Source organism: Marinobacter nauticus (assembly GCF_003634635.1).
GTDB lineage: Bacteria > Pseudomonadota > Gammaproteobacteria > Pseudomonadales > Oleiphilaceae > Marinobacter > Marinobacter nauticus.
Window position 1 is genome coordinate 292,718 of sequence record NZ_RBJB01000004.1, and the last position, 14,843, is coordinate 307,560.

13 protein-coding genes are annotated in these 14,843 nt (G+C 60.0%); 8 read left to right on the forward strand and 5 right to left on the reverse strand.

Annotation, left to right across the window (positions count from 1 at the left end; genetic code table 11):
* Nucleotides 1-9 precede the first annotated feature (9 nt).
* Nucleotides 10-222: a YjfB family protein gene (locus C7436_RS12740; protein WP_023008101.1), complete on the reverse strand. Its 213-nt coding sequence runs from the start codon at nt 220-222 to the stop codon at nt 10-12.
* Between the two features lie 275 nt (nt 223-497).
* Between C7436_RS12740 and C7436_RS12745 the strand changes: the two genes are divergently transcribed.
* Entirely contained in the window at nt 498-1,673 is a 1,176-nt protein-coding gene (locus tag C7436_RS12745; protein WP_023008100.1) for a type III PLP-dependent enzyme, read from the forward strand.
* 30 nt (nt 1,674-1,703) lie between these two features.
* On the opposite strand, the gene C7436_RS12750 is transcribed toward C7436_RS12745, so the two are convergent.
* From C7436_RS12750 to C7436_RS12765, 4 genes are read right to left on the reverse strand one after another with little or no spacing between them, the layout of a single operon-like run.
* On the reverse strand, nt 1,704-2,906 hold the full coding sequence (locus C7436_RS12750) for an MFS transporter (protein WP_121208054.1): 1,203 nt from the start codon (nt 2,904-2,906) through the stop codon (nt 1,704-1,706).
* Between the two features lie 11 nt (nt 2,907-2,917).
* Nucleotides 2,918-3,313 carry an ectoine synthase gene (locus tag C7436_RS12755; RefSeq protein ID WP_011783659.1) on the reverse strand — a complete coding sequence of 132 codons (396 nt, stop codon included), beginning with the start codon at nt 3,311-3,313 and terminating at the stop codon, nt 2,918-2,920.
* 50 nt (nt 3,314-3,363) lie between these two features.
* Entirely contained in the window at nt 3,364-4,794 is a 1,431-nt protein-coding gene (locus C7436_RS12760) for a GTPase/DUF3482 domain-containing protein (RefSeq protein WP_121208055.1), read from the reverse strand.
* Complete coding sequence (locus tag C7436_RS12765) at nt 4,791-6,203, reverse strand: DUF2868 domain-containing protein (protein ID WP_121208056.1); 1,413 nt, start codon at nt 6,201-6,203, stop codon at nt 4,791-4,793. The genes C7436_RS12760 and C7436_RS12765 overlap by 4 nt, the downstream gene beginning before the upstream one ends.
* Before the next feature lie 87 nt (nt 6,204-6,290).
* On the opposite strand from C7436_RS12765, the gene C7436_RS12770 reads away from it, so the two are divergent.
* The 7 genes from C7436_RS12770 to C7436_RS12800 all read left to right on the forward strand — a co-directional run bounded on the left by C7436_RS12770 (nt 6,291) and on the right by C7436_RS12800 (nt 14,833).
* Nucleotides 6,291-6,653: a DUF6164 family protein gene (locus tag C7436_RS12770; protein ID WP_121208057.1), complete on the forward strand. Its 363-nt coding sequence runs from the start codon at nt 6,291-6,293 to the stop codon at nt 6,651-6,653.
* Between the two features lie 253 nt (nt 6,654-6,906).
* Nucleotides 6,907-9,009 carry a 3-hydroxybutyrate oligomer hydrolase family protein gene (locus tag C7436_RS12775; RefSeq protein WP_121208058.1) on the forward strand — a complete coding sequence of 701 codons (2,103 nt, stop codon included), beginning with the start codon at nt 6,907-6,909 and terminating at the stop codon, nt 9,007-9,009.
* Nucleotides 9,010-9,111: 102 nt separating this feature from the next.
* Nucleotides 9,112-10,557 carry a sigma-54 interaction domain-containing protein gene (locus C7436_RS12780; protein WP_410110932.1) on the forward strand — a complete coding sequence of 482 codons (1,446 nt, stop codon included), beginning with the start codon at nt 9,112-9,114 and terminating at the stop codon, nt 10,555-10,557.
* 312 nt (nt 10,558-10,869) lie between these two features.
* A complete protein-coding gene (locus C7436_RS12785; RefSeq protein ID WP_011783665.1) occupies nt 10,870-11,922 on the forward strand; it encodes a TRAP transporter substrate-binding protein in 1,053 nt (350 codons plus the stop codon).
* Nucleotides 11,923-12,037: 115 nt separating this feature from the next.
* Nucleotides 12,038-12,676, forward strand: a complete 639-nt coding sequence (locus C7436_RS12790) for a TRAP transporter small permease subunit (RefSeq protein ID WP_011783666.1) — start codon at nt 12,038-12,040, stop codon at nt 12,674-12,676.
* Nucleotides 12,676-14,040, forward strand: coding sequence for a TRAP transporter large permease (locus C7436_RS12795; protein ID WP_121208059.1), 1,365 nt, complete (start codon nt 12,676-12,678; stop codon nt 14,038-14,040). The genes C7436_RS12790 and C7436_RS12795 overlap by 1 nt, the downstream gene beginning before the upstream one ends.
* Nucleotides 14,041-14,053: 13 nt before the next feature.
* Nucleotides 14,054-14,833 carry a 3-hydroxybutyrate dehydrogenase gene (locus C7436_RS12800; protein ID WP_121208060.1) on the forward strand — a complete coding sequence of 260 codons (780 nt, stop codon included), beginning with the start codon at nt 14,054-14,056 and terminating at the stop codon, nt 14,831-14,833.
* Nucleotides 14,834-14,843: the final 10 nt, after the last annotated feature.

Below are 14,843 nucleotides of genomic sequence, written 5' to 3' on the forward strand. Positions count from 1 at the left end.
ACAAACCGGTCAGGCCCGAACGTCGATCATGCTGCCCACATTATCTGAGGGGTTGGCGCCGGCTGTCGCGACAGATGTTTCGGTCAGGCCTTCAAGCAACTGAAGCGCACCTTGTTGGGCTATGTCCATGGACTTTTTCAGAACGGCCAGTTCCGCCTGTTCCTGAACCCGTTGTTGCTTGAACTGGGTATAACTGGATGCAATTCCGGCAATGTCAGACACGCCAACCCCCTCCAGGGTTGATTCATTTGCAAACAGGCTAGCATGATCCCCTGAAAGTGTCGGTAGCTGTTAACCGACAGTAACAAGTTTTCCTGTCGCTGAACCCTGAATCAGAGGCACGCGTGGCGCACCGTTGACCGGTGCGTTTATGGGTATAACTGCGCATTTGCGGTGATTGGAAAAAGGCCCGATGATCGCGCCATTCACGGGTAATACAGCCAGTCTGTGCTACCCTTTTTTTATGCCCGTTTACCCTGTGGAGGGACACACCACCCATGATCCAGACGCCTAACGCCGATATCGCCGACTACTACAGTGCCGAGACTTTCAAGCGGATCAAGGACTTTGCCGACGGCAAGGAAACCCCGTTTGTGGTGATCGACACCCAGACCATTGACCGTCAGTACGAAGAGCTGGTGGAAGGGTTTCCTTACGCCAAGGTCTATTATGCGGTGAAGGCCAACCCGGCCCCGCAGATTCTGACCATGCTGCGGGACAAAGGCGCGAATTTTGATATCGCTTCGGTGTATGAACTGGACAAGGTGATGGCCCTGGGTGTGACCGGCGACCGCATCAGTTACGGCAACACCATCAAGAAGGCGAAAGACATTCGCACCTTTTACGAAAAGGGTGTGCGCCTGTATGCCACGGATTCCGAGGCAGACCTGCGCAACATTGCCAAGGCTGCCCCGGGCTCAAAAGTGTATGTGCGTATTCTGACTGAAGGCACCCTGACCGCCGACTGGCCGTTGTCCCGCAAGTTTGGCTGCCAGACCGATATGGCCATGGATCTGCTGATCCTGGCTCGTGATCTGGGCCTGGTGCCCTATGGTGTGTCGTTCCACGTCGGTTCCCAGCAGCGCGAAATCGGTGCCTGGGACGCCGCCCTGAACAAGGTAAAGGTGATTTTCGAGCGCCTTAAGGAAGAAGACGGCATTGAGCTGAAGATGATCAACATGGGCGGTGGTTTCCCGGCCAACTACATTACACGGACCAATGAACTGGGGGTGTATGCGGAGGAGATTGCCCGTTTCCTGCACGAGGACTTTGGTGACGACCTGCCCGAGATCATCATCGAGCCGGGGCGATCGCTGATTTCAAATGCCGGTGTGTTGGTCAGCGAGGTCGTGCTGATTTCACGAAAATCCCGTACCGCCCTGCACCGCTGGGTGTTTACCGATGTCGGCAAGTTTTCCGGGCTGATCGAGACCCTGGACGAGTCCATCAAGTTTCCGATCTGGACCGAGAAGAGCGGTGAAGGTGAGGATTGTGTGATCGCCGGGCCGACCTGTGACAGTGCCGATATCATGTACGAGCATCACAAGTACCCGCTGCCGCTGAATCTGGCGATCGGAGACCGGATGTACTGGCTGTCGACCGGGGCCTATACCACCACCTACAGTGCCATTGAATTCAACGGCTTTCCTCCGTTGAAGGATTACTATATCTGACCGAAGGTCAGTGAGGTATCTCAGAAAGGATCAGCTTGCGGGCTGATCCTTTTTTCGTTTCAGGTCCAGAGTGAAAGCCAGGGGTAATACCAGCAGGCTGTAGGCCACCATGGCCATCACGGCATGACGGGTGTCGCCAGTCCAGTCGGCGAGCAGGCCGCCGAGCATGGGTACCGAGAAGGCCATGGTATAGCCCACCAGGAAGGTGCCGGCAGACAGCCGTCCGGTTTCGGCGGAGTTCACCAGCAAAGGCGGCAGAGCCACCAACAGGATCAGCAGAATGCCGGCCACGAAGCTCATCAGCGTGGCGCTGGCAATGAACCACCAGCCTTCGAGCACCAGAGTGCCGGCGGTGCCGGCAATGCTGAGAACCGCCATGACGACAATGAAGGTACGGCGGCCGACCCAGGCCCGTGCCATTTTCAGCATCACCAGCGAGGCAAAGACCTGGGCGATGTTGTACCAGAACAGGGCCTCGGACAGCAGGCCGATACGCCCCTGTTGTTCCAGGAGGTTACCCATGTAGGCGTTGAGGCCGAAGAACATGGAGCCGGAAAGCCCCAGCAGCAGGCCCAGGCGCAAGGTGAGCGGGTTTTTCCAGTCGGGCAGCCAGGCGGCTTTGCGTGCGGGCCGGGCCAAGTCCCGTTTGGGCAGAAACAGGGCGGCGACTACCAGCAGGGCCGGCAGCGACCAGGCCAGCATGGTGGCGCGCCAGCTGTTGTCCAGCAACGGCATAAGAACCGGCAGGGTAATACCGGCACCGATGAACTCACCCATGAGCATGCCGTTCATGTAGATGGCCGAGCCCAGAGCAATGTGATGGGGTTCGAGCCAACGCGGCAGCAGGGCTGGCAGCGCTGGCTGCATCATCGCCACACCCAGGCCCATGACGGCGCTGGCTATCATCAGGGTGAAGGTATCGGGCACCAGGCCACGGCCGGCGGAGCCGATGACCATGATCACCATGGCCAGTGCCAGGGTGTTTCGCGGGCCGATGCGGGAGATGGCCAGCGAACCGGGCATGGCGCCAATGGCCAGCATCAGGATGGGCAATGTGGTCAGGGCGCCGGTCAGTGCCTGGGTCAGGGCCAGCTCATCGCCAATGAAAGGCGCCAGCGGCGGGGCCACCAGTACGGGTATACGCAGGTAAACACCGGCGAGCCAAAGCAACACCGCCACCGGCAGCAATCGGGCTGGCGGTGGCGGTGTGGTCGCGGCGGTTTGAAATGCCACGGCGGAGCGAATCAGTCTTCGCTGGTATCCGGCAGGTAAGCACCGTCTTCGTCGTGCACTTCCTGGCCGGTTACCGGCGGGTTGAAGGCACAGATCAGGCGCATGTCTTCAGTGCCGCCGTAGAGCGTGTGCTGATCATGCTTGTCGAGTGCATACAGGGTGCCGTCGGTAATCTCGTGTACTTCACCAGTGGCTTTGTCCAGAATCTTGCCGTTACCGGCGACGCAATAGACGGCTTCCAGGTGGTGCTTGTACCAGAGGTTCAGCTCGGCGCCGGCGGGGATGATGGTCTCGTGAAAGGAGAAACCCATGCCATCTTTCTTCAGCAGCATGCGACGGCTGGTCCAGCCCGGGCCGTGAACTTCACGCTCGGTACCGATAATGTCTTGCACTCGTACGATTTTCATTCGCATTCCTCATTTTGTGATGGAATAGCCATACAGTATAAACATGCGGCTCAGGCTCGATTCAACCGCCAGTCGTCGTATGCCGCCATGGCCTGCTCGATGGCGGCGGCAAATTGTTCCCTCTGCTGATGGGTCAGAGCTCGCTGTTTCCGGCACCGTTCGAAGGCTTTCTGGATTTCCCGCCGGCTGGCTTTGTCGAGCTGTTCCAGCCAGTGATGGTCGGCCGGTTCCAGTTCCAGCAAATCCCGCCCGGCGTGGTTTCGCTGGCTGATATGCCACCAGTGATCCACCGCCCGCCCTAACACAACATAGCCGAACTGACTGTCCTGTACAGGCCCGAAGCTGGCGGTTTTCAGGCCGTCCTTCATGGGCCCGATGCTCAGTGCCGGCAAAACCAGGCGATCCCCGTAGAAGTAACTGCCGGCAGCGCCAATCAACCCTCCGAGCAGGGCACCGGTGCCCAGCGACGAGCCAAACGTTACGGCATCAATGCCGGCACCGCTCACCGCTCCGGCACCGAAGCCCGCGGTGGCCAGGTAGCGCTTGCTGACCGCCCAGTGCTTGCGGGTGTCCTCGGAAAACAGATCGTGCTGGCTGTGCCATTGGAGTTCGGCTTCCTGGCGGCGTATGCGCTGATGCTGGTACAGGTGCTCGATGTCGATCCTGAGGGCCTGTTCCCGGTGGCGTTGGTGCCGGTACCAGCGATCCCTCAGGGTCTCGGCGAGGCTGGTATCGCTGGTTTCGGCGATCTGGTTAAGCGTCAGTGTGCGTCGTTCCTGATATGACATCAGGTCTTCCAGGGCTCGGGCAACCAGGCCTGCCGCCTGTCGCCGGCGCTGGCGGCGCTGTTCGGACAGGAACCGGGTGGCCCGTTCCAGTGGCGCCTCCCAGTCCGGTTCCAGCTGGCCGAAAGCCCGTAACAGGCTAAGATGTTGCTCAAACGGGGCGCGAACAGCGTCGAAATTGCGGACAACCTGAAAGAACTGGCCCAGTGCAGCCTGCCAGGTGTTGCTGTAATCATCCTCACCGATACTGTTGATCAGCGCCAGGCTCGGACGCCCGGTCCAGCGCAGGATGGTCATTTCAGCCTCGTGCTCGGCACTGTAGGGCACCGAGCCATCCACTACGTAGATGATCCCGGCGCCTTCCACGATCGGTGCCAGCAACTCACATTCATCGACAAACCGGTCATCGCCCCGGTGCTGGAGCACAAAAGCCCGCACGGTTTCCGGGTGATCCGAGGCGGAAATGCTGTGGGCTTCCAGCCACTGTAATACCCGCCGTGGGCGCTGGAAACCAGGGGTGTCCACCAGGGTATAGAGTTTCTGGCCATCAACGGTCAGTGGATAATCCTGCCGGGCCCGGGTGGTACCGGGTTCCAGGGCAATGGCGATAGCGTCGTTCTGGGACAGGGTGGCGACGACACTGGATTTGCCCTTGTTCGGGTGGCCGACCACGGCGAATACCGGAGCATTGGTCATGGTTGTGCGCTCCCGGCCAGATAGGGGTTGGGCTCGTCGACAGGTGGCAAGGCCACCGAGGCAAAGCCCGGAGCCAGGCGTTCTGTAAACCGAAGCCAGGGCTGAACCAGGTGGGCCTGCGGTGGCTGGTTCGGATCGCTTGCCAGCGGAAGCAGGGTTACCCGGCTATTCGAGGGCCAGCGCTCCCGGGCGGTCTCCAGAAAATCGTGCAGCTCGCCGGTGGGCGGCTCCCAACTGCGGGTGACGACAATGACTGCCGGATGTTCCTGGCCGGCCAGATGGACGCTTACTTGTGCCAGTACGTCTTCATCCTGGGCCAGACTGGCCCGGCCTCCGGCCCGGAAAATTCGGCAATCCGGAGCCTGCAGGCGTTGGGGCAACTCCGGTTCGCCGGCACCGGCCCAGCAGATCATCAGCGGGGTGTCCGGCAGTTGGTCTGGCTGGGCCCGGGTGCGGGTGTCTGGCAGGTCGGCGGCATCGTTGTGGCTGCTGCCGGTATCCAGGGTGGCAGTTTCCATCCGGTATAACAGGGCCTTCATGCTGGGATGGCCCGCCATCAGCCGAGTGGCACGGCGGCGCAGCAGGCTTTGGCTGAGAATCAGCAGCAGCACACGCGGTATCACCGTCCAGGTCAGCCATAACATGACCACGAAGGGCCACCATAGGCCCCAGCGTGAAGGCTCGACTCCGGTTGTGACGGGAGCGGTGCGAAAGAATCGGGTTGCCTCCACCAGCTCCAGAGAGGGCACCGCGGAAGGCCACAGCCAGGACCAGGGCGCCGCCAGGGCGCTGACCAGATGGTGGTAGCCGGAAGCGGCGGTATCCAGAGTGGTGCTCCAGCCAAAGGCCAGGTCCTGAACCACCACCATGATCAGCAGCGTGGCCAGGCCGGCAAGACCAAAAGCAACGCCGCCGACATGGGCCGCCCGCGCCATCAGTAGTGGCTGGAGCCGGGCCCGGGTCGGGCTGGCGTGGTCCAGGTGCAGCCGTTTCAGCAACCAGCGCCAGGGTTGCCAGCCGACTATGGCCTGTACCGTGGTGGCCAGTGCCAGCAGCAGCTGGAACAGCACAAAGGCCAGAATCACGGTGATGTTGATGCGCTGGCCGCCGTCATAGAACAGTAGACCCAGCATGGTCACGATGCCCATCAGGCAGCCGGCACCTGTGAAGCCGCTGGTTGCCCGGTGCCAGAGTTTCAGTTCCCGACGGCCAGCCGTCACGGTGCCGCCGGGGCCGGACAGTCGATCCATGTGCGCCAGCCAGCGCGAAGGGCTGGGCTTTATTCCCTGCTGCTCGCAGTCCAGAGCAAAGCGCCGGTCCCGGCGGTGGAGAAAGGCGGGGGGCTGATCCCTGTCCCGCTGGATGCGGTCGTCAAAATCCAGCAGCAGACGAAGGGGGTTCGGGCTCATTCAGTGTCCTGATGCAAGTTCGGTCGTGGATGCTTTGCTGTTAGCATATAGGCAATTACGATCCTGATACCAGCCAATGGACGCGCCATGCCCCATCACCTGATGAATCTGCGCCATGTACCCGACGACGAGGCCGACGAGATCCGGGCTCTGTTTGAGGAGCATGGGGTGCGCTACTACGAGACCCCGCCCAGCCGCTGGGGCATCAGCATGGGCGGCTTCTGGGTTCACGATGCGGAAGAGGCGGAGCGAGCCAAGGCGTTGCTGGATGAGTATCAGCGTCAGCGTTTCGAGAGGCAGCGCCAGGCCTATGAGCAAGGCCTGGCCCGCGGCGAAATCGGTGGTATCGGCTCCATGTTTCGACGCTATCCGCTGCGGACTCTGGCGGCCTGCCTGGCCATCGCTGCAATTGCGGCAATCAGCTTGCTGCCCTTTGTCCGAATAGGCTAGTTTCGCTGCCCGTTGTCTGGTTTTTCAGACAGTGTTCGGTCTGCCGGACAGTCTGCGGCCAGCGGCGGTCCTGCATGCGTGCCATGCCATTGCACGCGCAACCGCTGTCCGGAATTCCGGAATAGCCCCCTCTCAAGTGCCAGTAATTTTTGATTTTTCTAAATATATTCATGGTCTTGTCCGGTTGGCACAGGATCCGCATGGGCCGTGGCGCCCATGGGGCCGATTCAACAACAACAAACAAGGACCGACCATGAAACGAATGATGCTCTGCACCCTGATAGGTGCTGCCACGGTAACGCTTACTGCCTGCAAGAAGGACGAGGTGTTCAACTCCTTGCCTGATTTCCTGGTGAGCGATGTCCGGCAGTTCGATTACGATGGCAATACCGATGATCTTCTTACCGCTGGCCTGGGGCCGGAGGGGCTGGCCAGTGCCACACCACCGGCGTTTGTCGATGCCCTGAATCCGACACCGGCGGAGTTGCGCCGGCTGGCCATCTACAACAATTACCGGGCACTGGTGGATACTGCACCCGGCGGAGGCTATGGCAGCCTGTTTGGCCCGGCCGTGGGTAATGCCAGTGGCCGGATTCCGGGCCAGGAATTCATCGCGCTGATGCAGGTGCCGGGCGCCACTGTGCCGGTGACGGTAATGGCCCAGGTGCCCGACAGCTTTGATCCGGATTTTCCGTGCATGGTAACCGCGCCCTCCTCTGGTTCCCGCGGGATCTACGGCGCCATTGGCACCGCCGGGGAGTGGGGCCTGAAAAAGGGCTGCGCGGTGGTTTATACCGATAAAGGCACCGGTACCGGTGCCCATAACCTCGCCACAAACACCGCCCAGTCCGTGAACGGAACACTTACCACGGAACCTGAAGAAGCCTTGTTCCGGGCGGATCTGGACGCTCAGAGCCGGGATGATTTCAATAGCCAGTGGCAGGATCGCTTCGCCTGGAAACACGCCCATTCCAAACAGAACCCGGAGGCAGACTGGGGCCGGCATGTGTTGCAATCCATTGAGTTCGGCTTCTATGTGCTGAACACACTCCATGGCCGGGAACTGGGTAATGGTGAAACTCTCCGAACTATCAACCCGAGGAACACCCTGGTGATTGCCTCCAGTGTTTCCAACGGCGGCGGAGCCTCGGTGCGGGCGGCGGAACAGGATGAGAAAGGTCTGATTGATGGTGTGGCGGTGTCTGAGCCCAATGTGAATCCCCTTGTGGACCGGAGTTTCAGCATTCGTCAGGGCAATGGCCCTGCACTGACGGAACACAGCCGCAGCCTGCTGGATTACACCACCGCGCTGGCGGTGTACCAGGGTTGTGCCAACCAGGCCCCCGGCATCCGCGATCTCGCCCCCCTGAACGGCGTGTTCAACCCGCCGGTGACTGGCCAGAACATCTGCCACTCTCTGTTCAATAAGGGGCTGGTGTCCGGCGCTACTCAGGATGACTGGGCCCTTGATGCACAACGGATCCTGAACGAGGACTTCGGGGTGCAGCCGGAGCAGAACCTGCTGGCGCCGGTGCATTTTGGCCTGGCGGTCGCCCAGAGCATTGCCATGACCTACGCCAATGCCTATGGCCGCGCGGGTGTTGAAGACCGGGTGTGTGGCCTGAGCCTGGCGGCGACCGGCAGTGCCGGCGCGGTGGTGCCACTGGCGCCTGCTGCCGAGGCGTCGCTGTTTGCGGCGAGTAACGGCATTCCGCCCTCCGCCGGTGTCAATCTGGTCTACGACAACGCCGAGGGCCAGCCCACGAACCTCGCCGTTAGCGCCTCGCCCAGTTCCAGCCAGGTGGATTACGGTCTGGACGCCCTGTTGTGCCTCAGAAGTCTTGCCGAAGGCAGGAATGTGGTGACCGGCGAGCCCCTCGAGGGCGTTCAGGCTGAGCTGCACGAAGCCATTAGCCGTGGCATTTCAGCGGTGCGGGCCAGCGGAGACCTGCAGCGCAAGCCGACGGTATTTGTCACCGGACGGGCCGATGCCATCCTGCCCATCAACCACACCTCCCGACCCTATGTCGGCCTGAACCAGGCAGTGGAAGGCCGCCACAGCAACCTGCGCTATTACGAAATTCTCAACGCCCATCACCTGGACGTGCTCAACGGCTTTCCGGGCATCGGTGACCGCTATGTGCCGTTGCATCACTACTACTTCCAGGCGCTGGATCTGGTGTGGGCCCATCTCACCGACAAGCAGCCGCTGCCGCCCAGTCAAGTGGTGCGCACGGTGCCCCGGGGCAGCCTGACCACGCCCCTGACCCTGGCGAACCTGCCGCCCATTCAATCCGAACCGGCGGAAGCGGACCGGATTGTCTTCACCGGTAACCAGTTGCAGATCCCGGACTGATTACCGACGGTTGAATGCCACCTTTGGAGGTTTGCCCCCGCACCGGGGGCTTCCTATACTCCCGTGACGGCGTCCGGAAATCCGGACGCCCAAGGATTGCCCATGAAACCATCCCCACCCGTGAGCACGCGGACTATGAGCGAGTTGTTTACCAACAAGAACAAGAGCGGCCTGACCCGTGACCTGATCGAAGCCCTGTTTCCCATGTTTGAGGAGGCCAGTGCCGGTGCCATTGCAGTGGATCGGGAAACCAACATTACCTGGATCAACGGCAGTTATTCCCAGTTGCTGGGGCTCGGGGATCCTTCGCAGGCGATCGGAAAGCCGGTGCGGAAGGTAATCCCGCAGACCCGGATGCCAGAGGTGATTGAAACCGGCAAACCCCTGTTGCTGGACATCATGGAGCACAATGAGCAGCAACTGGTGGTCACTCGGTTGCCGTATTACGACGATCAGGGCGGCATTGTCGGTGCTGTTGCCTTCGTGCTATACGATGACCTGCAACCACTGACACCGCTGGTGTCCAAATACCGGCGCCTGCACCGGGATCTGGCTGCTGCCCGCAAGGCCCTGGCGAAGAAAAGCCGTGGCACCCGCTACAGTCTGGGCGATTTTGTCGGTGGCAGTCCGGCGGCCCTCGAAGTAAAGCGCCGGGCGCGACTGGCGGCAGGCCGGGACATGCCGGTACTGCTGCTGGGGGAAACCGGCACCGGCAAAGAGGTGTTAGCCCAGGCTATCCATGCGGTGTCGCCCCGGGCAGATAAGCCCTTTGTTGGTGTGAACGTGGCTGCGGTGCCGGAAAACCTGCTGGAGGCGGAATTCTTCGGTGTCGCCCCGGGCGCGTACACCGGTGCAGACCGTCGTACCCGGGAGGGCAAGTTCCAACTGGCCAACGGGGGCACGCTGTTTCTGGATGAGGTGGGGGATATGCCGCTGCCGTTGCAGGCCAAGCTGTTGCGGGCGTTGCAGGAGGGGGAAATTGAGGCTCTGGGCTCGAACAAGGTAACGACAGTGGATGTGCGGGTGATTGCGGCCACCAGTCGCAATCTGGAGGCCATGATTGCCGAGGGCAGCTTTCGTTCAGATCTCTATTACCGGCTGAATGTGCTGGAGATCAATATCCCGCCCCTGCGGGACCGATTGGCCGATCTGGGCGTGCTGTGTGAAGCCCTGCTGGGTGAAATCTGTGAGGGCCAGGACATGCGTGGCGAAATTACCGATGCCGGCGTCGCGGCCCTGGGCAGTTACGACTGGCCGGGCAACATCCGGGAATTGCGCAACGTGCTGGAGCGGGCCCTGACCATGAGCGAAGACGGTGACCTGCTGGATGCCGATGCCATCTTCAAAGTATTACCCCGTGCTGGCCAGCGTCTGGTCTCTCCGGTTCCCGCCCGCTCTGTGCGGCCGCTGGCCCGCATTGTGGCTGAGGCCGAAGCCCAGGCCATTGAAGAGGCCCTGGTGACCTGCCGCGGTAACCGTACCAAGGCCGCCCGGCTGCTGGGGATTTCCCGTTCTGTACTCTATGAAAAACTGGCCAAGCTGTCCTGAAATCCGGACATATGTCTGGATATCGGGACAACTGCCTACTACTGAGGTCTATATGTGTCTTTATATCCGGACGGTTTGTTCGGTTGATCCTCACAAGAATCTATCTAACACTTTGAAAAACAATAACTAATTTTTTCTGGTATGCCCCGTGCTTTGAGCCGTGTGCAGGACGTCAGAACAATGCAGACAACAAGACTGGCGTTACCCGTTGGACCCGCGAGACCCCCTGTCCGTCTGTTCCTGCATTGTCTGACTATACTCAGATAAGGCCGTCAAAGGCCGCACACAACAACAAAGCAAGGAGACTTGCCAATGAAACTTCTCAAGGCTCTCACCGGTGTTGCCGGTGCGATTGCTCTCACCACCGGTTCTGCCTTCGCCGATGATCTTCGCTGGAAAATGCCGGTTGCTTTCGCCACCAACCTGCCTGGCCTGGGTTCACCAGCGGCCTGGGTAGCCGATAACCTGACCACGGCTTCTGATGGCAGCATTCAGGTTCGTGTTTACGAACCCGGAAAGCTGGTTCCACCATTCGATATTCTCCAATCTGTCTCTGATGGCAAGGTCTCCGCTGGTTACACCTGGATCGGGTACGACCAGGGCAAGGTGCCGGCGATTCCACTGTTTGCGGCCGTGCCTTTCGGAATGAAGCCCTGGGCCTACATCGGTTGGTACTACTACGGTGGCGGCCACGAGTTGTTGCAGGAAACCTACGCCAACAAAGGCTTCAAGGTACATGCCCAGCTGTGTGGCATTATCGGGCCCGAAACGGCGGGTTGGTATGCCGAGCCGATTGAGTCACTGGAAGACTACAAAGGCCTCAAAATCCGCTTTGCGGGCCTGGGCGGCAAGGTTCTCGAGAAGCTGGGTGCGTCTGTCACCATGATGCCGGGTGGTGAGCTGTATCAGGCACTGGAGAAAGGAACCATTGATGCCACGGAATTCTCCATGCCTGCCATTGATCAGATCCTGGGCTTCAATCAGGTGGTCAAGTACAACCTGTTCCCCGGCTGGCATCAGCAGTTCACCGCACAGTACATGCTGATCAACCAGGATGAGTGGGACCGCACCACTGAAGCCCAGAAAGCGCTGGTTGAAGCCTCCTGCACTGCAGCCACTACTCGTGGTCTGGCCGAAGGTGAGTACAAGAACGGCAAGGTTCTGGCGGAGTTCCAGGACAAGGGCGTTCAGGCCGACCAGATTCCCCGCGATGTCCTGCTCAAGCTGAAAGAAGTGACCGAGGAGGTGCTCAAGGAGGAAGCATCCAAGGATGCTGACTTCAAACGCGTCTATGAAAGCCAGCAGGCGTTTATGGAAACCTACAAGGTGTGGGATACCCGCGCCTACGTTCCGGCGGATCTCTAAGGTCCGGGGCTGACTGCGGGGGCCGGGCGATGACCGGTGCCCCCTGATCGAGTCTGGATGGCCCTGCGGGGCCATCCCTGTTTACCCGTAGGCTTTCTGAACGAGGAACGGTTGTATGGCAGTGTCTGATAAAGGCTCACCGCCTGAGGTGCACGCGTCGGCGTCGGACGCCGGTCAATTTATTCATCACCACACCGAATTTCCGACCACCCGGTTCAGCCAGGTTCTGGACGGTGTGATTTCTGCGATAGGCAAGAGTGCTTCCTGGCTCTGGTTTGTGGTCACCGGCGTGATCATTTATGCCGTGGTGGGCCGCTATGCGTTTGGTATGGGCTCGGTCACCCTGGAGGAAGTCCAGTGGCACCTGGCCGGCGCTGGTTGGTTGTTGGGGCTGGGCTATACCCTGGTAACTGATGATCACGTGAGGGTGGATGTCATCCATGAGCGACTGTCGCTCAGGGGCCAGGCCTGGATTGAACTGTTTGGCCTGCTGTTTCTCTTGTTGCCGTTTCTGGGATTGGCGGTCTACGAGATGATTCCCTATGCAGTGAGTTCCTGGGAGCAGGGCGAGACCAGCCAGGCACCGGCGGGCCTCCCTTACCGCTGGATTCTCAAGGGCATTCTGGCGCTGTCTTTTGCCCTTCTGATCATAGCGGCCCTGTCCCGTCTGCTGAAAGTTACCGCTTTGCTTTTCGGCTTTCCGAAGCCAATCCGGGTCGAATCCGGTGAGAACAAGAAAGAGGATGCGTCCTGATGGAGCTTGAAACCCTTTTTGTAATCGGCATGTTCCTCACCTTCGGGGCATTGCTGATGACCGGCTATCCGGTTGCGTGGGTATTGGGTGGCACCGCGGTTATCTGGACCGTTGTTGGTGTTGTCGCCGTTGAGAATTTTGGAGCCAATCTGTGGTTCGATTATCAATCTTCCATGGGGCTTGTGCCCGAGCGAATCTGGAAGGTGGTCAGTAGTGAAACCCTTGTGGCCCTGCCCATGTTTATCTTCATGGGCATCATGCTTGACCAGTCCGGCGTTGCCGAGCGACTGATGAACAGCATGGTCAAACTGTTTGGCGCCGTTCGCGGCGGCTATGCGGTTACCGTTATTGTTATCGGCGTCCTGTTGGCCGCGACCACCGGTATCATCGGGGCTTCCGTGGTACTCCTCGGTATGTTGTCCCTGCCGGTAATGATGGAGAACAAGTACGACAAGGGCTTTGCGGTGGGTACGGCGTGTGCCACCGGGACCCTGGGGATTCTGATTCCGCCCTCCATCATGCTGGTTCTGATGGCGGACCGGCTGGCGGTTCCCGAGGCGTCCGTAGGTGACCTGTTCATGGGCGCATTCTTCCCTGGCCTTATGCTGGGCGCCATGTATGTGGCTTACGCCATCATCCGCCCGATGCTGCAACCGAATATTGCGCCGGTGCCAGAGGGTACCGAGAAAGTGAGCTGGGCCATTGTCTGGGATGTGGCGAAGGCAGTGGTGCCAACGGCCGCATTGATTCTGGGTGTATTGGGCTCCATCTTTGCTGGCATAGCGACTCCGACGGAGGCCTCCGGTGTTGGCGCGCTGGGCGCTCTGCTTCTGGCCCTGATGTCCGGCCGGCTGAACCTGAATGTGCTTAACTCCTCCATGCAGCAGACCACCCGCACGGCGGCTTTCATCTTTGCCATTTTCCTGGGTGCGACCGCATTTTCTGTCGTGCTGCGCGGTCTGGGTGGCGATCAGGTAATTGAAGACGCCCTGCTGGGCCTTCCTTTCGGACCCTACGGCGTCGTTCTCACCATTCTTCTGGGTGTTTTCCTGCTGGGATTCTTCCTGGACTGGGTGGAAATCACCCTGATCATTCTGCCGCTGGTGGCACCGGTCGTTCAGCAGCTGGGTTTCGATCTGGTGTGGTTCACCATTCTGTTTGCCATGTGTCTGCAAACGTCTTTTCTGACACCGCCGGTCGGGTTCGCACTGTTCTACATCAAGGGTGTCGCCCCGCCGGAGATCAAAGTCACCGATGTTTATCGTGGTGTTATTCCGTTCATCATTATCCAGCTGGTCGCTCTGGCCATCGTGTTTGTGGTTCCGGAAATCGCGACCTGGCTGCCGGGTGTGGCATACGACTAAGGAGAAAATAACAATGCGTCTGGAAAACCGGATTGCCCTGATTACCGGTGCTGGCCGCGGCATTGGTCGCGCCATTGCCGAGGCTTATGGCCGCGAGGGAGCTAAAGTCGCGGTGGCTGACCTAACGCTTCAGGCAGCACAGGATACTGTGACTGCCATCGAGCAGGCCGGCGGCACCGCCATCGCCCTTGAAATGGATGTGACTGATGAAGATGCAGTTGACGTAAACGTCAATTATGTGGTTAAACAGTGGGGTGGGCTGGACATTGCCATCGCCAACGCTGGCATTCAGCATATCGATGCGGTGCACAAGCTTGCGTATGCGGACTGGCGCAAGGTCATGAACGTGCATCTCGACGGCGCCTTTCTGGTGACTCGTGCGGCACTCAGGCATATGTATGCCAGCGGTGGTGGCACCATGCTGTATATGGGGTCTGTACACTCATTGGAAGCCTCCCCTCTGAAGGCACCCTATGTCGCCGCCAAGCACGGCATGCTGGGCCTGTGCCGGGCGGTGGCGAAAGAAGGTGCGGAGCACGGGGTGCGCAGCAACATTATCTGCCCCGGCTTTGTACGGACACCGCTGGTGGACAAGCAGATACCGGAGCAGGCCAAAGAGCTGGGCATTTCCGAAGAAGAAGTGATCAGCAAGGTCATGCTCAAGAACACCGTGGACGGGAAGTTCACCACCCTGGAAGACGTATCAGAACTGGCGGTGCATCTGGCAGCCTTCCCGTCCGCTGCCCTGACCGGCCAGTCGATCGTGGTCAGCCACGGCTGGCATATGCAGTAATTTTCTGGAG

What these genes read in the sequence shown, in the direction of transcription:
- C7436_RS12770 (WP_121208057.1), top strand. Translation starts at nt 6,291, where the DNA reads ATGCCCCATCACCTGATGAATCTGCGCCATGTACCCGACGACGAGGCC.
- C7436_RS12790 (WP_011783666.1), top strand. Translation starts at nt 12,038, where the DNA reads ATGGCAGTGTCTGATAAAGGCTCACCGCCTGAGGTGCACGCGTCGGCG.
- C7436_RS12755 (WP_011783659.1), bottom strand. Translation starts at nt 3,313, where the DNA reads ATGAAAATCGTACGAGTGCAAGACATTATCGGTACCGAGCGTGAAGTT.
- C7436_RS12800 (WP_121208060.1), top strand. Translation starts at nt 14,054, where the DNA reads ATGCGTCTGGAAAACCGGATTGCCCTGATTACCGGTGCTGGCCGCGGC.
- C7436_RS12775 (WP_121208058.1), top strand. Translation starts at nt 6,907, where the DNA reads ATGAAACGAATGATGCTCTGCACCCTGATAGGTGCTGCCACGGTAACG.
- C7436_RS12765 (WP_121208056.1), bottom strand. Translation starts at nt 6,203, where the DNA reads ATGAGCCCGAACCCCCTTCGTCTGCTGCTGGATTTTGACGACCGCATC.
- C7436_RS12780 (WP_410110932.1), top strand. Translation starts at nt 9,112, where the DNA reads ATGAAACCATCCCCACCCGTGAGCACGCGGACTATGAGCGAGTTGTTT.
- C7436_RS12785 (WP_011783665.1), top strand. Translation starts at nt 10,870, where the DNA reads ATGAAACTTCTCAAGGCTCTCACCGGTGTTGCCGGTGCGATTGCTCTC.
- C7436_RS12760 (WP_121208055.1), bottom strand. Translation starts at nt 4,794, where the DNA reads ATGACCAATGCTCCGGTATTCGCCGTGGTCGGCCACCCGAACAAGGGC.
- C7436_RS12795 (WP_121208059.1), top strand. Translation starts at nt 12,676, where the DNA reads ATGGAGCTTGAAACCCTTTTTGTAATCGGCATGTTCCTCACCTTCGGG.
- C7436_RS12745 (WP_023008100.1), top strand. Translation starts at nt 498, where the DNA reads ATGATCCAGACGCCTAACGCCGATATCGCCGACTACTACAGTGCCGAG.